This is a genomic window from Streptomyces albireticuli, assembly GCF_002192455.1.
In the GTDB taxonomy this organism is placed as follows: domain Bacteria; phylum Actinomycetota; class Actinomycetes; order Streptomycetales; family Streptomycetaceae; genus Streptomyces; species Streptomyces albireticuli_B.
In genome coordinates this window covers 5,879,575-5,896,559 of the sequence record NZ_CP021744.1, presented here as the reverse complement: position 1 = coordinate 5,896,559, position 16,985 = coordinate 5,879,575, and the positions used below count along the sequence as shown (strand labels likewise).

Sequence of the window (16,985 nt, the reverse complement as noted above, 5' to 3'; positions counted from 1 at the left end):
CGCATCCCCCGTCGGAGCGACAGACCGACGCCGGGCGGCTCCCCCCGTGGCTGCCCGGCGTCGCCGTGTGTCCACACAGATGGCGTCCCCTGCGAGCCGCCATGATCGGCCGGGGCTTCGAGGGACACAGGGCCGGGACGTACAGTCGGGGTGTGAACTCCCCTGATGACGCCGTGATCTGTTCCGCCAAGGGCTGCCGCGCCGCCGCGGTGTGGGTGCTGGCGTGGAACAACCCGAAGCTGCACACCCCCGACCGCCGCAAGACGTGGCTCGCGTGCGAGGAGCACCGCGAGCACCTGTCCAACTTCCTTGATCTGCGGGGGTTCCTCAAGGACGTCGTGACGCTGGCGGAGTGGGAGGCGCGGCCCTCCTCGTAGCCGGGGTCCCGGCGGCGGGGACCGCTAGCCGCCGATCGCCGACATCGGCCGCTGCGGCTGGAGGAACTCCGGGTCGTCGAGGCCGGAGCCGGCCTTCTTGCCCCACATGGCCCGCCGCCACAGCCCGGCTATCTCCTCGTCCGTGGCACCGGAGCGCAGCGCGCCCCGCAGGTCGGACTCCTCGCGCGCGAACAGGCAGGTGCGCACCTGGCCGTCGGCGGTGAGGCGGGTGCGGTCGCAGGCGGCGCAGAAGGGGCGGGTGACGGAGGCGATCACGCCGACCCGGGCGGGGCCGCCGTCGACCCGCCAGCGCTCGGCGGGGGCGGAGCCGCGCTCGGTGCCGCCCTCGGGGGTCAGCTCGAAGCGGGTGCGCAGGCTCGCGAGGATGTCCTCGGCGGTGATCATGCCGTCGCGCTTCCAGCCGTGCTGGGCGTCGAGCGGCATCTGCTCGATGAAGCGCAGTTCGTAGCCGTTGTCGACGGCCCAGGCGAGGAGGTCGGGTGCCTCGTCGTCGTTGAGGCCGGGCATCAGGACGGCGTTGACCTTGACCGGGACGAGCCCCGCGGCGCGGGCCGCGGCGAGGCCGTCCAGGACGTCCTGGTGGCGCTTGCGCCGGGTGAGCGTCCGGAAGACGTCGGGGCGCAGGGTGTCGAGGGAGACGTTGACGCGGTCGAGGCCGGCGTCCGCGAGCGCCTGGGCGGTACGGGCCAGCCCGATGCCGTTGGTGGTGAGGGACATCCGGGGGCGGGGCAGCAGGGCGGCGCAGCGCTCGACGAGGGAGACGAGGCCGGGGCGGAGCAGGGGCTCGCCGCCGGTGAAGCGGACCTCGGTGATGCCGAGGTCGGTGACCGCGATCCGGACCAGGCGGAGGATCTCGTCGTCGGTGAGCAGGTCGGGCTTGGCCAGCCAGCTCAGGCCTTCCTCGGGCATGCAGTAGGTGCAGCGGAGGTTGCAGCGGTCGGTGAGGGAGACGCGTAGGTCGGTGGCGGTGCGGCCGTAGGTGTCGATGAGCACGGTGACGGCCCCTCCCGCGGACTGGCGACGGTGATGCGTTCGATGCTCCGCAGCGTACGCGATGCCCCTGGGGTTCAACAGATCGTTGAACCCCAGGGGCATCGGCGAGGGCGGTGCGGCCGGGTCAGTGCGCGCCGTATCCGGTGAGCGAGCGGACCTCCAGCTCGGCGTACTTCTTGGCGTCCGGCTGCTCCTTGGAGAGCAGGGAGCCCAGCCAGCCGAGCAGGAAGCCGAGCGGGATGGAGACCAGGCCCGGGTTGGCGAGCGGGAAGAAGTCGAAGCTCATTCCGGGGAAGAGCGCCTTGGGGTTGCCGGAGAGGACCGGCGAGAAGATCACCAGGGTGACGGAGGAGATCAGCCCGCCGTAGATCGACCACAGGGCGCCCTGGGTGGTGAAGCGCTTCCAGAAGAGGCTGTAGAGGATCGTGGGGAGGTTGGCGGAGGCGGCCACGGCGAAGGCCAGGGCGACCAGGGCCGCGGCGTTGAGCCGGTGGGCGAAGATGCCGAGCGCGATGGAGACGGCGCCGATCACGACGGCCGCGCACTTGGCGGTGAGGATCTCCTCCTTCTCGCTCGTGCGGCCCCTGCGGATGACATTGGCCCACAGGTCGTGGGCGAAGGACGCGGACGAGGCGAGGGTGAGCCCGGCGACCACCGCGAGGATGGTCGCGAAGGCGACGGCCGAGATCACGGCGAGGAGGATCGCGCCGCCGGTGGAGCCGGCGCCGCCGCCGATCTCCTCGGCGAGGAGCGGGGCGGCGGTGTTGCCGGACTCGTTGGAGGCGGTGATGGCCTTGGGACCGACGAGCGCGGCGGCGCCGAACCCGAGCGCGATGGTCATCAGGTAGAAGGCGCCGATGATGCCGATCGCCCAGTTCACGGACTTACGGGCGGCCTTGGCGGTGGGCACGGTGTAGAAGCGGATGAGGATGTGCGGCAGGCCCGCGGTGCCGAGGACGAGCGCCAGGCCGAGCGAGATGAAGTTCAGCTTGGAGGTGCCGTCCTTGCCGTACTGGAGGCCGGGTTCGAGGAAGGCCTCGCCCTTGCCGCTCTGCTTGGCGGCCTCGCCGAGGAGGGAGGAGATGTTCCAGTTGAACTTGTTGAGCACGAGGACGGTGATCAGCAGGGTGCCCGCGATCAGCAGGACGGCCTTGACGATCTGCACCCAGGTGGTGCCCTTCATGCCGCCGATGGTCACGTAGAGCACCATCACCAGGCCGACCAGGCCGATGATCCAGCGGCGCGACCCCTCGCCGGTGGCGCCGAGCAGGAGGGCGACGAGCGCGCCCGCTCCGACCATCTGGGCGAGCAGGTAGAAGATCGAGACGACGATGGTGGAGGTGCCCGCGGCGGTGCGCACGGGGCGCTGCTTGAGCCGGTAGGCGAGCACGTCGGCCATGGTGAAGCGGCCGGAGTTGCGGAGCGGTTCGGCGACCAGCAGGAGGGCGACGAGCCAGGCGACGAGGAAGCCGATGGAGTAGAGGAAGCCGTCGTAGCCGAAGAGCGAGATGGCGCCGGCGATGCCGAGGAAGGACGCGGCGGACATGTAGTCGCCGGAGATGGCCAGGCCGTTCTGGAATCCGGTGAAGGAGCGGCCGCCGGCGTAGAAGTCGGTGGCGTCCTTGGTCTGCCGGCCGGCCCAGACGGTGATGGCGAGGGTCGCGGCGACGAAGACCGAGAAGAGCGTGATGATCAGCGTGCGGTGCTCACCGGCCCCCGCGGTGGCGGCCAGCGGGTGGCCGATGGCAAGGGTGTGCAGGTCGCCGGTCATTCGCCGCCCTCCAGACGCGCCCGGAGGGCCTCGGCCTTGGGGTCGAGCTTCGCGGCGGCGTGCCGGGAGTACCACCAGGCGATCAGGAATGTGGTGAGGAACTGGCCGAGGCCGAGAACGAAAGCGACGTTGATATGACCGACGACGGTGGTGTCCATGAAGTCGCCCGCGTAATTGGAGAGCAGGACGTACAGCAGGTACCAGGTGACGAAGGCGAGGGTGAGCGGAAAGGCGAACGAACGCTGGGCGCGGCGCAGTTCACCGAATTCGGCACTGGCCTGTACGTCACTGAAGCGGTCGGGTTCGGCCGAGGGGCCCGGCACGCCGGGGCAACCCGGCTCCTCCGGCTCCTGGGTGGCGGTCGGTGCGGTGTCCACGATCTCTCCTGACAAGGGGGTGCGCGGGCGCGAGCCGTCGGGCTTGTGATTCGGATCACGCATCGTAGAGGCAGGTCGCAGTATGCGACAGGGGGGCGGTGAACGAATTCGTCAAGAGCCGCCGTACGGGCGACACCGCCCGCCCGCCCCTCGTTGACCCTGGTGTGAGCGACGCGTCACCTCCTCCCCCGCCGTCCCCCGGCCGCCGGCCGTTCGGGATCGTCAGGTTGACGGCGCCCATAGCGTCGGTGGCCGGGCCGTCCTCCGGGCGGGCGGCCGCGATCCCGAGGGCGGGCCGCTGGTTCGGGCCGCGCGTGCCGCTGCCGCCGCTGAGCATCGAGGCGTTGCGCGACGCGGGCCTGTAAGCCCTGAGCCGCCCCGGCCGGTCCACCGGGCCCTCGCGGGTCCGGCGGACCGCACGGGGCCCGCCGCGGGCCTCGAAGGGCCCCGAAGAGCCTTCATTTGATACCGATTCGGTGCCGTGCGGGCCCATCACCGGTCTTTGTCCCCGGAATTCATTGCTCCGGACCGGTGATCGGCGCTAGCTTCACTCGTCATGTACCCGTCCGCGCGCGGCACGCGCCCGGCGGTTTTCGGATGATGTGGAGAACCCATGGCTCATCTGCGCTCCAGACGGCGCCACGCCCTGCTGGCCGTTCCCGTCGGAATCGCCCTCACCGCCTCGCTCGGCTTCCTGCCCGGAGCGGCGTCGGCCGCCCCGCAGGGCACGACGGCGAAGACCGCGGTCACCACGGACGGCCCCACGCTGTCGTACGTGGTCAACACCGGCACCGACCGGGCCACGCTCACCAAGGTGAAGAAGGCCGTCAAGGCGGCCGGCGGCTCCATCGTCGAGAGCTACGACCGGATAGGCGTCATAGTCGCCCACTCCGGGAACCCGGAGTTCGCGAAGACCCTGCGTGCCGTCCCGGGCGTCGCCTCCGCGGGTGCCACCCGCACCGCGCCGCTCACCCCGTCGGCCACCACGGACGTCGGCAAGCCCGAGAAGCTGAAGCTGCCCAAGGGCAGCGCGCTGAGCGCGAACCGCCAGGCCGCCGACGGCAAGGAGCCCCTGGAGGGCCTCCAGTGGGACCTGCCGGCCATCAAGGCGGACCAGGCGGCGAAGATCAACCCGGGTAGCCGCAAGGTCACCGTCGGCGTCATCGACACGGGCGTGGACGACACCCACCCCGACCTCGCGCCGAACTTCTCGGCGGCCCAGTCGGCCAGCTGCGTCACCGGCAAGGCCGACACGACGGCCGGCTCCTGGCGTCCGTTCGACCCCGACGAGGACTACCACGGCACGCATGTGGCCGGCTCCATAGCCGCGGCCCGCAACGGCGCCGGCATCGCCGGTGTCGCGCCGAACGTGAAGGTCTCCGCGATAAAGGTCTCCACCCCCGGGAAGAGCCTCTTCTACGCCGAGAGCGTCGTCTGCGCCTTCGTCTTCGCCGCCGACCACGGCGTCGCGGTGACGAACAACAGCTACTACGTCGACCCGTGGCTGTTCAACTGCGCGGACGACGTCGACCAGAAGGCGATAGCCGAGTCCGTCGGCCGGGCCGCGAAGTACGCCCAGGGCAAGGGCGTCGTCAACGTCGCCTCCGCCGGCAACTCCGCCTTCGACCTGGCGGCCAAGGAGATCAGCGACACCTCCAGCCCCAACGACACCACCCCGCTGCCGCGCAAGGTGGACCCGTCGAAGTGCCTGGACGTCCCGGCCCAGCTGCCCGGCGTGGTCACGGTCTCCGCGACCGGCCCGAAGGCGCTGAAGTCGTACTACTCCAACTACGGTCTGAACCAGATCGACGTGGCCGCCCCGGTGGCGACAAGTACCAGGTCCCCGAGCTGCCCGCCAAGGACGGCCGCATCCTCTCCACGATGCCGGGCGGCGACTGGGCCTACCTCCAGGGCACCTCGATGGCCAGCCCGCACGTGGCCGGTGTGGCGGCGCTGCTGAAGAGCACGCACCCCAAGTCGAGCCCGCAGGAGATCCAGTGGCTCCTCAAGGCGCAGGCCGACAACCCGGGCTGCTCCGCCACGCCGTACGACCCGGACGGTGACGGCAAGATCGACGCCGTGTGCGCCGGCACCAAGCACGTGAACAACTTCTACGGCTACGGCATCGTCGACGCCCTGGACGCGGTCCAGAAGTGACGCACCGGTCGTGAGAACGGGTGAGGGCCCGGCCGCCTCCGCGGCCGGGCCCTTCGCCGTCTCCCGCCCTCGGCGCCGGTGCTTCTCGACCGCCCCTCAGGAGGTCGTGCGCACCACCCCGTACGCCCGCGTCCGCGGCTCCGCGCCCGCCGGGTCCGCGGAGGCCGCCCGCAGCAGCCCGTCCGCCAGGAGGAGCTGCGCGGGCAGGTAGGTGAGCATGATCCAGAACTGGGGTACGGGCGGCTGCGGCCAGCCGGCGGCGCCGCTCGCGATGATCGTGTCCGAGACCAGGAAGAGCAGCCCGCCCACGCCGGCGCGCGGCAGCGCGCGGCTCGCGCCGAGCGCCATCGCGGTCAGCAGCAGGCTGTAGAGCGCGACCGGCACCCGCAGCCCCGGCTCCAGACCGGGCCAGAGCAGCGCCACCGTGCCCAGCCAGGCCACCGCGTACACACCGCCGAGCCCGTACGTCCGGCGGCCGCCCGGTGTGCCGTGCCGGGCGCACAGCAGCAGGTAGCACACGTGCCCGGCGGCGAAGGAGGCCATGCCGAGCAGGAAGGGCGTGTCCCCGCCGGTCAGCAGCAGGGTGTCGCCGGCGCAGCCCAGGAGCAGCGCGCCGGCGAGCGGCCGGGGGCCGCCGCGGGCGAGGACGTGGGCGGCGAGGAGGGGCATCAGCGCGGGCTTGGTGACGGTCGCCACGGCCGATCCCGCGAGGAGGGCGCCCAGGTGGGCGAGGGCGGCCAGGGCGAAGGCCGCGAGCAGCGCGGGGGCCGCCCGGGGGAGTCTCACGCGGCCCGCTCGTGGGCCGGTGCCGGGGCCGGATCCGGGGCGCGCTCCGCCCCGGGCGCCGGGGCGGGCTGCCAGCCGGGCCCGCGGAGGATCCGCCCGGCCCGCTCCCGCCAGCTCCGCGCCCGCCGCAGGTCGCGGAGGATGGCCGCGTACTCATGGGTGGCGACGCGCAGCGGGTTGTAGGTGTCGATGTTCTTCGTCAGGCCGTAGACGGGGCGCTCGCCCTCGGGGACGAACGAGCCGAAGAGCCGGTCCCAGACGATGAGGATGCCGCCGAAGTTGCGGTCGAGGTAGCCGCCCTGCGAGGCGTGGTGCACCCGGTGGTGGGAGGCCGTGTTCAGCACGTACTCCAGCGGTCTCGGCAGCTTCCCGACCCGCTCGGTGTGCACCCAGAACTGGTAGACGAGGTTCACCGACGCGCAGAAGGCCACCGCCGCCGGGTGCACCCCGGCCGCGATCATCGGCAGGTAGAACGGCCACACCGTCAGCGTCGTCCAGGGCTGGCGGAGCGCGGTGGTGAGGTTGAACTTCCGGCTGGAGTGGTGCACCACGTGGCAGGCCCAGAGGATCCGTACGACGTGGTGGCCGCGGTGCGACCAGTAGTAGAAGAAGTCCTGCGCCAGCAGCATCAGCGGCAGCGTCCACCACAGGAAGGGCACGCGCAGCGGCGTGAGCTCGTAGAGGGCGGTGTAGACGGCGACGATCGGGATCTTCCAGAGGGCGTCGAAGGCCATGCTGCCGATGCCCATGCCGACGCTGGTCGCCGCGTCCTTGGCGGAGTAGCCGGCCGCGCCCGTCAGCTCGGCGGGGCGCCGCCGGTAGCTCACCAACTCCAGGGCGGTGAGCAGGAGGAAGGCGGGTACGGACCACAGCACGACGTCGGGAAGGTGCGGCATGGCCGCACCATAAACGCGCCGACGGGCGCTCCGCTAGGGGTTGTTACCGTCGGGTACCGGACAGCGTTACCCGGAGTTCGATTTCACGGCTCCCGGCTCCGGCCCGGCCGGCGGGCGCGCGCCGTGGACGGGCGTCCACCTTCCGGGTGACGGGGGTGCCGGCTGCCCCGGGGAGGCGGACGGCCGGCGGGCGCCGTGCCCTGCTCACCCCGCGCGAGCGCCGCGCCCGGGAAGGCGACCGGCGCGGGGCGCCGCCTCTCCGCCGGGCCCGCCGACGCGCGCGAGGACGTGGCGCGGGTCACGGCCGGCACCGTCCGGGCCGGCCTGACCCCCTGTTACGGGACCGGCCGGGGCCCGCGCTGTCAGTGCGGGCCCGTATTCTCTGTGACCATGCTCGTAGACCGCGCCGCCGCCGATTCGCCGACCCCGTGGCCGGCCGCCTATCCCGAGGGGTACGCGGTCGTCGACGTGGAGACCACCGGGCTCGCCCGGGACGACCGGATAGTGTCGGCCGCGGTCTATCAGCTGGACGCCAGGGGCCGGGTGGAGGACCACTGGTACACCCTGGTGAACCCGCAGCGGGACCCCGGTCCGGTGTGGATCCACGGCCTCACCACCGAAGTCCTCGCCGGCGCGCCGCTCTTCCCGGAGATCGCCGACGAGCTGGCGAAGCGGCTCGACGGCCGGGTCCTGGTCGCGCACAACGCCGCCTTCGACTGGTCGATGCTCGCCCGGGAGTACGCCCGCGCGCGGGCGACGGCTCCCGTGCGCCAGCGGCTGTGCACCATCGCGCTCTCCAAGGAGCTGCGCCTGCCGCTGCCCAACCACAAGCTGGAGTCCCTGGCCGCGCACTACGGCGTCGTGCAGCAGCGCGCCCACCACGCCCTGGACGACGCCCGGGTGCTCGCCGAGGCGTTCCGGCCCAGCCTGCACCTGGCGGCCGAGGCGGGGCTGCGGCTGCCGCTGCTGGCCTGCCAGCCGCTGACGGAGTGGTCCGACGGGCCGGCGGCCCCGCGCTCCGCCTCGGTCGGCTATCAGCCGTCCTACCGGTCGGGGACGTGGCGGCCGAGCCGTAAGCGGCCGGCCTGCCCCTACCCCAACCCCGGCCGGTACAAATCGGGTGAACAGCTCATCCAGGGCATGCGGGTGGCGTTCTCCGGTGACACCTCCGTCGACCGGGAGCTCCTGGAGGACCGGGCCGTCGAGGCCGGGCTGCACGTCGCCACAAGTGTGTCCCGGCTCACCAGCCTCCTGGTGACCAACGACCCCGGCTCCCCCACCTCCAAGACCACCAAGGCGCGCTCCTTCGGCACGCCGGTGATCGACGAGGCGGCCTTCATGCAGCTGCTCTCGCACGTGGTCCCGGCCCCGGGCGGCAAGGCGGGCCCGGCCACGAACGGCTGACGGGCGGCCCGCGCGACCCGATGCCAATGGGGCGAACCCCGCCAGGTACCGTCAAACGCGTGTATCGCTTCCTGTTGTCCCGGCAATGGGTCATCCTCACGCTCGTGGGGCTCGTGCTCATCCCGGTGATGATCAAACTGGGCTTCTGGCAGTTCCACCGCCACGAGCACCGGGTCGCGCGCAACGACCTGGTGGCCCGCAGCCTCTCCGCCGACCCCGTGCCCGTCACCGAGCTCACCCGGCCCGGCCGGGACGTGCCCCGCGAGGACGTCTGGCGCCAGGTCACCGCGAGCGGCACGTACGACACCAAGGGCGAGGTCGTCGTCCGGATGCGGACCGACGCCAACGGCAAGTCGGGTTACTGGGTCCTCACCCCCCTGGTGCTGGCGGACGGCCGCGCCGTCCTCGTCAACCGGGGCTGGATCCCGGCCACCGGCGATCTCACCCGCTTCCCCGAGGTCCCGGCCCCGCCGTCCGGCAAGGTCACCGTCACCGGCCGGCTGCGGGCCGACGAGACGGACGCGAGCGGCATCAAGGACACCGCCGGACTGCCGCCCCGCCAGGTCATGCGGGTCAACAGCGAGCGCCGGGCCAAGGAGCTGCACCGCCCCGTCCTCGGCGGCTACATCGAGCTGACCGCCCCCGAGCCCGGCGACCGGGGCCCCGCGCTCGTACCGGCCCCGGACCACGACAGCATCGGCCCGCACATGGCCTACGCCGTCCAGTGGTGGCTCTTCACCGGCTTCGTGCCCGTCGGCTGGGTGATCCTCGTCCGCCGCGAGCGCCGCGACCGGGCGGCGGAAGCCGCCGAGCAGGCGGCGGGGGCGGCCGGGCCCGAGGTGACCGGAGCGGCGGAGGCGGCGGAGGCGGAACCGGCCGGGGCCGAGGGCGCCGTCCGAACGGGCAGCTCACCGGAGTAGCCCCGCCGTCGCGCGGGAAGACGCTCGGCGTGTCAGCACTCATCGAGGACTACGCGCTCATCGGCGATCTCCAGACCGCCGCCCTTGTCGGCCGGGACGGTTCGATCGACTGGCTCTGCCTGCCCCGCTTCGACTCCGCGGCCTGCTTCGCCGCGCTCCTGGGCGACGAGGAGAACGGCCACTGGCGACTCGCGCCCGACGGCGCCGGGGTGTGCACCCGGCGCTCCTACCTGGCGGACTCCCTCGTCCTGGAGACGGTGTGGGAGACGGGGACCGGCACCGTCAAGGTCACCGACTTCATGCCGCAGCGCGACACCGCCCCCGACATCGTCCGGATCGTCGAGGGCGTCTCCGGCTCCGTCGACATGCTGGGCGTGCTCCGGCTGCGCTTCGACTACGGCAACGTGGTGCCGTGGATGCGCCGCTGCGACGGCCACCGCGTCGCCGTCGCCGGCCCCGACTCGATCTGGCTGCGCAGCGAACCGCCCGTACGCACCTACGGCAAGGGCCTCAGCACCCGCTGCGAGTTCACCGTCTCCGAGGGCGAGCGGGTCGCCTTCGTCATGACCTGGCACCCCTCGCACGAGCCCCGGCCGGCCCTGGTCGACCCGGAGGAGTCGCTCCGGCACAGCCTGGAGGACTGGCGCGCGTGGGCGGCCCGGTGCACCTACGACGGCCCGTACCGGGAGGCCGTCCTCCGCTCGCTGATCACGCTCAAGGCGCTGACGTACGCGCCGACCGGCGGCATCGTCGCGGCCCCCACCACCTCGCTGCCCGAGGAGCTCGGCGGCGTCCGCAACTGGGACTACCGCTACTGCTGGCTGCGCGACTCCACCCTCACCCTCGGCGCGCTGCTCTCCGCGGGCTTCGCCGACGAGGCCCGCGCCTGGCGCGACTGGCTGCTGCGCGCGGTCGCCGGGGACCCCGCCGACCTCCAGATCATGTACGGCCTCGCGGGCGAGCGGCGGCTGCCCGAGACCGAGCTGCCCTGGCTCGCGGGGTACGAGCGGTCCTTCCCGGTCCGCGTCGGCAACGGCGCCGTCGGTCAGCTCCAGCTCGACGTCTACGGCGAGGTCATCGACTCCTTCCACGTCGCCCGCGAGGGCGGCATCGCCGCCGAGCCGCACGCCTGGAACCTCCAGCGCAGCTTCATGGAGTTCATCGAGGGCCACTGGCGCGAGCCCGACGAGGGCATCTGGGAGATCCGCGGGCCGCGCCGCCACTTCGTCCACTCCAAGGTGATGGCCTGGGTCGCCGCCGACCGGGCCGTCCGCGCGCTGGAGGCGCACCCCGGGCTCCGGGGCGATCTCGACGGCTGGCGGGCCATAAGGGACGAGGTGCACCGCGAGGTCTGCGCGCACGGCTACGACGAGGAACGCGGCACCTTCACCCAGTCCTACGGCTCCGCCGAGCTAGACGCGGCCACCCTGCTCATCCCCCGCGTCGGCTTCCTGCCGCCCGACGACCCCCGCGTCGTGGGCACCGTCGACGCCGTCCGCCGGGAGCTCGCGCGCGACGGCCTGGTCCGCCGCTACAGCCTCGACGACAAGCCCGTCGACGGGCTGCCCGGCGGCGAGGGCGCCTTCCTCGTGTGCTCGTTCTGGCTGGCCGACGCCCTGCACCTGACCGGGCGCACCAAGGACGCCCGGGAGCTCTTCGACCGGCTGCTGTCCCTGCGCAACGACGTCGGCCTGCTCTCCGAGGAGTACGACCCCGTCGCCCTGCGCCAACTCGGCAACTTCCCGCAGGCGTTCAGCCACATCGGACTGGTCGGGACGGCCCTGGCCCTGAGGGGGACGGGCACGGCAGACTGACGCCATGGATCTTGGACTGAAGGACCGGGTGTACGTGCTCACCGGCGCGAGCCGTGGGCTGGGCAACGCGGCGGCCCGTGAGCTGGTGGCCGACGGCGCGAAGGTGGTGCTGACCGGGCGGGACGAGAAGTCCGTGACGGCCGCCGCCGAGGAGCTGGGCGAGCGCGCCGTGGGGGTGGCGGCGGACAACGCCGACCCCGAGGTGGCCGCGCGCCTGATCGCCACCGCGCGGGAGCGCTTCGGCCGCTTCGACGGCGTCCTCGTCAGCGTCGGCGGGCCGCCGCCCGGCTCCGCCGCCGACAACACCGACGAGCAGTGGCGGGCGGCGTTCGACTCCGTGTTCCTCGGCGCCGTCCGCATGGCGCGGACCGCCGCCGCGGAGCTCTCCGAGGGCGGGGTGATCGGCTTCGTCCTCTCCGGGTCGGTGCACGAGCCGATCCCCGGCCTGACCGTCTCCAACGGCCTGCGCCCGGGGCTCGCGGGCTTCGCCAAGTCGCTGTCCGTGGAGCTCGGCCCGCGCGGCATCCGCGTGGTCGGCCTGCTCCCGGCGCGCATCGACACCGACCGGGTGCGGGAGCTGGACGCGCTCTCCGGCGACGCGGACGCCGCGCGGGCGCGGCACTCGGCGGAGATCCCGCTGCGGCGGTACGGGACGCCGGAGGAGTTCGGGCGGGCGGCGGCGTTCCTGCTGTCGCCGGCGGCGTCGTATCTGACGGGGCTGATGCTGCCGGTGGACGGGGGTGCGCGGCACGGGTTCTGACGCCTGCGGCGGGCCTTTTCCCCACCCCGCCCCTTCCCGGATGTCCTCAAGCTCCCCCAGCTACCGCTGGGAGGTGCCCCCGGACGGGCTGAAAATCAGCCCGTCCGGCGCTTGAGGACCGGGGTCCGGGGCGGAGCCCCGGTATCGGGACCGGCGGGCCGGGGAAGCCCCCGGTCACCCCACCCGCTCCGCCCGGTGCCGCACCACCCCCACCCGCACCTCCGCCGGAATCCGCTCCACCCCCGTCGACTCCCGCGCATGCGCCAGCACCTCCGCCGACAGCCCCCGCACCGCCGCCTCCGGCGACCCGTGCGGCCCCAGCGTCAGCCCCACCCGCACCTCCGGTGCCACGCGCCGTCCCCGCAGGACCACCAGCGCCCGCTCCACCCCGGCCGAGGACTCCGCCTCCGCGGCCAGCACCTCCTCCAGCGCGCTTCCCCGCACCACCACGGCCTCACCGTCCCCGCTGTCCACGAGGACCTCCCGCAGCCGGCCTCGCCGCAGCTGCGCCAGCAGCCACCACAGCGCCAGCAGGACCACGACGGCGAGCGCCGCGATCACCGCGGGCCACCACCAGCCCTCGGCGCGCCACTTGCGCCGGTCGGCCCGGCCGAGCAGGACGTCCCCGGGGGCGTCGAAGGGCCACGCGGACGGCAGCGTGAAGCCCCAGCGCCGCTGGAGGTCCAGCGAGCCGATGAGCACCGCGGCGCCGAGCGCCACGAGCACGGCACCGGCCAGCCCGGTCAGGATCCGGTTCACACCTCTCAGCACCGCGCGCTCACCCCTTCGCCGGCCGGCGTACGGAGACCGACAGCCCGGGCCGCCGGGCGAGGCCCAGCTGCCGTACGCCTTCGGCCAGTACGGTGTCCAGATCGGCGCGTACGTCGTCCAGGTCCCGGAAGTGGGACTGCGCCCGCGCCCTGACGCGGCGGCGTCCCACGTCCACCCGGACGGACCGGACCCCGGCGACCTCCATGGCCCGGTCGCGGAGGACCAGCGCCGCCGCCCGGCGGTCCAGGCCGGCCCGGACGTCCGCGTTCTCGCGCCGCATCGGCAGCACCCGGCGCAGCCCGGGGGTGACGGCGAGGGCGATCAGCCACAGCCCGGCGAGCACGGCCACCGCGGCGCCGCCGAGGATCCAGGCGTCGTCGAGCCGCCGGCTCGCCAGCTCGTGCGCGAGCCGCCGCCGCCAGCCCATCGCGGGACGCCCGGCCCGTACGGCCGCCACGTCGTAGAGGAAGAGGCCGGCCGTGCCGAGCACCACGGCGGCGACGAGCGCGGCGGGCAACCGCCGCACCGCCCAGAACCGCCCGGCCCGCCGACCGCCCGGGGACGCTTCCAGGGCATCACCACCGTGACCGGGCCCCCCACCGGAGCCAGGACCGGACCCGGAACCGGAGAAACCGGCAGGCCCGTCCGCCGGGTCGTCCCCACCCCGGCCCGTCCCCTCACCGGACCGCGCGGCGAACCCTGAACCAGCAGCACCGGCAGGCCCACCCGCCGGAGCGTCACCACTCCGGCCGGAACCCTCCCCGGAGCCAGGACCGAGAAGCACGGGCACACCCCCGCCGGCGGACCCGGGACCAGCAACACCGACAGGCCCACCCACCGAAGCGTCACCACCCCGGCCGGAACCCTCCCCGGAGCCAGGACCGAGAAGCACGGGCACACCCCCGCCGGCGGACCCGGGACCAGCAACACCGGCAGGCCCACCCACCGAAGCGTCACCACCCCGGCCGGAGCCCTCTCCCTCAAGCCCGGTACGAGCCGGGGCAGGATCGCCGGCGCGGCCCCCCGCGGGGAAACCCGCAGGGGCACCACCCATGCTGTCGTCCGGCCCGGCGCCCGGCACCGTCCCGCTCATCGCACCCGCTCCCCACCCCGTGCGCGCGTCTGCGCCGAGTGCAGCCGCTCCACCGTGACGGCCACCTCCGGCACCTCCATGCCCGCGAGCGTCCCTACCCGCTCCACGATCCGCCGCCGGACCTCGGCGCAGCGGGCGCCCAGGTCCGAGGGGTAGCCCAGTTCCACCGAGACCCGTACCCGGGCCGCGTCCTCGTGCACCGTCACCGTCGCGTACGGCGGGGTGTGCCCCTCCGTCGCCGCGTCGCCGAGCGCTTCCCGCGCCGCCTGGGAGGCGATCTTCGCGACGACACGGTCGGCGATCCGGGTCGCGCCGCGCTCAGCCGGTTCCACCACGCGCCCTCACCACACCCCTCACGCGTCCCACGCGCCCAACGCGTCCGTCATCGCCGCCGCTCGTCCCGCTCGCGCGGGCGGAAGAAGTCGCCCGGATCCAGGTCACCGTCCAGGAATCGCCCCGCCACGAAACCGATCGCGCCCAGGGCAGCCACCAGCAGGAAGGCTCCGAACCCGCCGAAGTACCCGGCGAATGCGAGGGCCATACCGGCGATCATGCCGACCACGGCCATGCTCATCGTGCGCTCCTCTACTGGAGCCTCTGCTCCGGCTCGTCCTCTTCCTCGTCCGGCAACTTCACGTCGCTCACGGCGATGTTGACCTCGACGACCTCCAGACCGGTCATGCGTTCCACCGCTGAGATGACGTTTTCCCGCACCACGCGGGTGACATCCGCGATCGCGACCCCGTAATCGACGACGATCTCCAGATCGAGCGCCGTCTGGACCTCGCCGACCTCCGCCTTGACCCCACGGGCGACGGACTTCCCGCCGCCGGGCACCCGGTCGCGCACCGCGCCGAAGGTGCGGGCGAGGCCGCCGCCCATCGCGTGCACCCCGACCACGTCCCGGGCCGCCAGGCCGGCGATCTTCTCCACGACGCCGTCGGCGATGGTCGTCCGGCCGCGGTCGGCGGGCGCGGCCGGGGACTCCTTCGAAGTGGTGTCGGTCATCGTCGATCGCCTCTTTCCCAGGGGGGAGGAAAAACGTCTACGGCTCCATTTGCCACCTTAGGTGGGGTTCCCGGGTACCGCTCGGGACACCCGGGCCGGGGGCCGGGCGCGGGCCGCTGTCCGAGTGAGTCGACCGGCCGGGGGCGTCCGGGTGGGGCAGGCTGGGGACGACGGCTGACCTGACGGCTGAGGGGTGACGGTGGTCGCGGACCGGTGGACACGGGCGGTACGGGCGCAGCTCGGGCTCGGCAGGCTGCTGCCGCTCGGCGGCCCGGCGGACGGCGCCTGGATCGCGGAGTCCGCCGCGGCCGGCGCGCTGCGGCGCGCGGGCGGCGCCGCCGTGCCCGGGCTCCGCCTGGGCCGGCTGCGGCTCGCCCTCGACGACCCGGTCACCGCCGCCCGCCCGGCGGTGCCGGTTCCACCGAGCGGGTTGCCCCCGGGCCCGCTGCGGGTGACGGCCGAGTTCGCGGCCACGGCCGGCGAGCCGCTGCCCGCCGTGGCGGAGCGGCTGCGCTCCGCCCTGTGGTCGGCGGCCGAGCGGGAGCTGGGGCTGGTGGTCGGCGCCGTGGACCTGCGGGTGACGGCACTGCTGGAGGAGGTCACGAGCGAGCCCGAAGAGCCCGGCGAGGCTGCCGGGGCGGCCGATACCCCTGAGGCGGCTGAAGCCGGCAGGGGCGCGGACCGGAGCGGCCGGCAGCCCGCCCCCTCCGACACAGCCTCCCGCGCCGCCCTCGGCGTCCCCGGCGTCGCCCGCCTCCACCCCGTCCTCGGCGCCCCGCCCCCGTCACCCCCCGGCGATATCCGTCATGTACAGATCCAGATCGCGGTCACGGCGGGCCACCGGCCGCTGGACGTGGCCCGCGCCGTACGGGCGGCCGTGACCGCCGCCGAACAGGGCCCCGTCACCGTGTCCGTGCTGGTCACCGCGGTCATCCCGCCCCGGCGGGGGACCGCCCGGACCCCTGGATAGACTCCCCCGCGTAATCGACCGGGATCGGGGGGAGAGTCGACAGGCACGGGCGTCCCCCAGGGGGAGGCCATGTCATGGCGAGCAGGCAGCAGCAATCGGTTCTCTCGAGCGACGCCCCGGGCTGTCTGGTGTTCCTGGGCACCGCGCGCGCCCAGGCCGCGGCCATCTTCGCCACCCCGAGCCCCGGCCGCGTCGCCGACCCGGTCATCGGCCGCGTCCAGAAGCTGCGCGCCGCCGTGGGCGCCGTGACCACGTTCCTGATGATCTGGACGTACGGCGTGGACGGCGGCTGGAGCGAGGTGTTCGAGGACGGGATAACCAAGGTCTTCCTGGCGCCCCTGATCCTCATACTCGTCGGGCCGCTCGTGATAGGCGGCTTCATCCTGTACGCGCCCGCGGAGCACCGTCCCCTGCTGCGCTCCCGGCTGCGCTACCCGCTCAAGGCCGTCGGCTGGTACCTCGGCATCCCCGTCGGCGCGGTCACCGCGGCCGTCGGGATCCTCTTCCTGGCCCGGTACCTGAGCGACGTCTCGTACGTCCTGGGCCTGCTGCTCTATCTGGTGATCCTGGTGACGGGCGTGCCCTTCGCCGTCTGGCTGGTGGCCTTCCTCGCCTTCGCCTCCGGCGCGGCGGCCCGCTACGCCTTCAACACCGCCGATGTGCACGCCTCGCTCCCGGCCGTGCTCACGGCCGTGCTGGTCTGGGTGCTCAACCTGGTCTCACTGGGCGACGGGCTGCCGAACGGCCCGCTCGCGGTGCAGCTCGCCGCCGTGCTGGGCGGCCCGCTGTCGGTCACCGCCGTCTCCTACTGGGAACTGCACGTGCTCCGCACCCGCTACGGCGTGCGGATACGGGGCTGAGCGCGCG

Annotated in this window: 18 protein-coding genes and 1 pseudogene; 9 read left to right on the top strand and 10 right to left on the bottom strand. The window is 73.7% G+C overall.

Features of this window, described 5'->3' with window-relative positions; all coding sequences use genetic code 11:
• The first annotated feature begins 101 nt into the window (after window positions 1-101).
• Window positions 102-377 carry a hypothetical protein gene (locus SMD11_RS25535; protein WP_418952479.1) on the top strand — a complete coding sequence of 92 codons (276 nt, stop codon included), beginning with the start codon at window positions 102-104 and terminating at the stop codon, window positions 375-377.
• 24 nt (window positions 378-401) lie between these two features.
• Here the strand turns inward: SMD11_RS25535 and moaA are convergent, their stop codons facing one another.
• The 3 genes from moaA to SMD11_RS25520 form a co-directional block, all read right to left on the bottom strand.
• Window positions 402-1,391: a GTP 3',8-cyclase MoaA gene (gene moaA / locus SMD11_RS25530; protein ID WP_234366162.1), complete on the bottom strand. Its 990-nt coding sequence runs from the start codon at window positions 1,389-1,391 to the stop codon at window positions 402-404.
• A gap of 124 nt (window positions 1,392-1,515) precedes the next feature.
• Window positions 1,516-3,162, bottom strand: coding sequence for a cation acetate symporter (locus tag SMD11_RS25525; RefSeq protein WP_087928669.1), 1,647 nt, complete (start codon window positions 3,160-3,162; stop codon window positions 1,516-1,518).
• Window positions 3,159-3,539 (bottom strand): DUF485 domain-containing protein, encoded by a 381-nt coding sequence (locus SMD11_RS25520; protein WP_418952478.1) that lies wholly within the window; start codon window positions 3,537-3,539, stop codon window positions 3,159-3,161. Before SMD11_RS25520 ends, SMD11_RS25525 begins: the two co-directional genes overlap by 4 nt.
• A 227-nt stretch (window positions 3,540-3,766) precedes the next feature.
• Between SMD11_RS25520 and SMD11_RS25515 the strand changes: the two genes are divergently transcribed.
• Window positions 3,767-3,904, top strand: a complete 138-nt coding sequence (locus SMD11_RS25515; protein WP_234366161.1) for a hypothetical protein — start codon at window positions 3,767-3,769, stop codon at window positions 3,902-3,904.
• Window positions 3,905-4,152: 248 nt separating this feature from the next.
• Window positions 4,153-5,696, top strand: a pseudogene (locus SMD11_RS25510) (S8 family serine peptidase).
• Window positions 5,697-5,792: 96 nt separating this feature from the next.
• On the opposite strand, the gene SMD11_RS25505 reads toward SMD11_RS25510, so the two are convergent.
• Complete coding sequence (locus SMD11_RS25505) at window positions 5,793-6,482, bottom strand: lysoplasmalogenase (RefSeq protein ID WP_087928666.1); 690 nt, start codon at window positions 6,480-6,482, stop codon at window positions 5,793-5,795.
• A complete protein-coding gene (locus SMD11_RS25500) occupies window positions 6,479-7,378 on the bottom strand; it encodes a sterol desaturase family protein (protein WP_087928665.1) in 900 nt (299 codons plus the stop codon). Before SMD11_RS25500 ends, SMD11_RS25505 begins: the two co-directional genes overlap by 4 nt.
• Before the next feature lie 390 nt (window positions 7,379-7,768).
• On the opposite strand from SMD11_RS25500, the gene SMD11_RS25495 reads away from it, so the two are divergent.
• From SMD11_RS25495 to SMD11_RS25480, 4 genes are read left to right on the top strand one after another with little or no spacing between them, the layout of a single operon-like run.
• On the top strand, window positions 7,769-8,782 hold the full coding sequence (locus SMD11_RS25495) for a DEDDh family exonuclease (RefSeq protein ID WP_087930728.1): 1,014 nt from the start codon (window positions 7,769-7,771) through the stop codon (window positions 8,780-8,782).
• A gap of 59 nt (window positions 8,783-8,841) precedes the next feature.
• Window positions 8,842-9,702 carry an SURF1 family protein gene (locus SMD11_RS25490; RefSeq protein WP_087928664.1) on the top strand — a complete coding sequence of 287 codons (861 nt, stop codon included), beginning with the start codon at window positions 8,842-8,844 and terminating at the stop codon, window positions 9,700-9,702.
• A gap of 29 nt (window positions 9,703-9,731) precedes the next feature.
• Complete coding sequence (locus SMD11_RS25485) at window positions 9,732-11,516, top strand: glycoside hydrolase family 15 protein (RefSeq protein WP_087928663.1); 1,785 nt, start codon at window positions 9,732-9,734, stop codon at window positions 11,514-11,516.
• A gap of 4 nt (window positions 11,517-11,520) precedes the next feature.
• Window positions 11,521-12,276, top strand: a complete 756-nt coding sequence (locus SMD11_RS25480; protein ID WP_087928662.1) for an SDR family oxidoreductase — start codon at window positions 11,521-11,523, stop codon at window positions 12,274-12,276.
• A 174-nt stretch (window positions 12,277-12,450) separates the two neighbouring features.
• On the opposite strand, the gene amaP is transcribed toward SMD11_RS25480, so the two are convergent.
• The 5 genes from amaP to SMD11_RS25455 form a co-directional block, all read right to left on the bottom strand.
• Window positions 12,451-13,047, bottom strand: a complete 597-nt coding sequence (gene amaP, locus SMD11_RS25475; protein ID WP_087928661.1) for an alkaline shock response membrane anchor protein AmaP — start codon at window positions 13,045-13,047, stop codon at window positions 12,451-12,453.
• 7 nt (window positions 13,048-13,054) lie between these two features.
• Window positions 13,055-13,618: a DUF6286 domain-containing protein gene (locus SMD11_RS25470; protein WP_234366461.1), complete on the bottom strand. Its 564-nt coding sequence runs from the start codon at window positions 13,616-13,618 to the stop codon at window positions 13,055-13,057.
• Window positions 13,619-14,136: 518 nt separating this feature from the next.
• Window positions 14,137-14,472, bottom strand: coding sequence for an Asp23/Gls24 family envelope stress response protein (locus SMD11_RS25465; RefSeq protein WP_087930727.1), 336 nt, complete (start codon window positions 14,470-14,472; stop codon window positions 14,137-14,139).
• A 50-nt stretch (window positions 14,473-14,522) separates the two neighbouring features.
• Window positions 14,523-14,714, bottom strand: coding sequence for a hypothetical protein (locus SMD11_RS25460; RefSeq protein WP_087928659.1), 192 nt, complete (start codon window positions 14,712-14,714; stop codon window positions 14,523-14,525).
• Window positions 14,715-14,725: 11 nt separating this feature from the next.
• Complete coding sequence (locus tag SMD11_RS25455; protein ID WP_087928658.1) at window positions 14,726-15,148, bottom strand: Asp23/Gls24 family envelope stress response protein; 423 nt, start codon at window positions 15,146-15,148, stop codon at window positions 14,726-14,728.
• Between the two features lie 199 nt (window positions 15,149-15,347).
• On the opposite strand from SMD11_RS25455, the gene SMD11_RS25450 reads away from it, so the two are divergent.
• Together SMD11_RS25450 and SMD11_RS25445 are read left to right on the top strand one after the other, a co-directional pair.
• Window positions 15,348-16,118 (top strand): nucleopolyhedrovirus P10 family protein, encoded by a 771-nt coding sequence (locus SMD11_RS25450; protein WP_087928657.1) that lies wholly within the window; start codon window positions 15,348-15,350, stop codon window positions 16,116-16,118.
• Between the two features lie 74 nt (window positions 16,119-16,192).
• Window positions 16,193-16,978 (top strand): hypothetical protein, encoded by a 786-nt coding sequence (locus tag SMD11_RS25445; RefSeq protein ID WP_159395352.1) that lies wholly within the window; start codon window positions 16,193-16,195, stop codon window positions 16,976-16,978.
• Window positions 16,979-16,985 lie beyond the last annotated feature (7 nt).

Bases quoted from the DNA above. Each gene is read 5' to 3' on its own strand.
- SMD11_RS25535 (WP_418952479.1), top strand. From the start codon at position 102: ATGATCGGCCGGGGCTTCGAGGGACACAGGGCCGGGACGTACAGTCGG.
- SMD11_RS25525 (WP_087928669.1), bottom strand. From the start codon at position 3,162: ATGACCGGCGACCTGCACACCCTTGCCATCGGCCACCCGCTGGCCGCC.
- SMD11_RS25500 (WP_087928665.1), bottom strand. From the start codon at position 7,378: ATGCCGCACCTTCCCGACGTCGTGCTGTGGTCCGTACCCGCCTTCCTC.
- SMD11_RS25495 (WP_087930728.1), top strand. From the start codon at position 7,769: ATGCTCGTAGACCGCGCCGCCGCCGATTCGCCGACCCCGTGGCCGGCC.
- SMD11_RS25480 (WP_087928662.1), top strand. From the start codon at position 11,521: ATGGATCTTGGACTGAAGGACCGGGTGTACGTGCTCACCGGCGCGAGC.
- SMD11_RS25460 (WP_087928659.1), bottom strand. From the start codon at position 14,714: ATGAGCATGGCCGTGGTCGGCATGATCGCCGGTATGGCCCTCGCATTC.
- SMD11_RS25455 (WP_087928658.1), bottom strand. From the start codon at position 15,148: ATGACCGACACCACTTCGAAGGAGTCCCCGGCCGCGCCCGCCGACCGC.
- SMD11_RS25445 (WP_159395352.1), top strand. From the start codon at position 16,193: ATGGCGAGCAGGCAGCAGCAATCGGTTCTCTCGAGCGACGCCCCGGGC.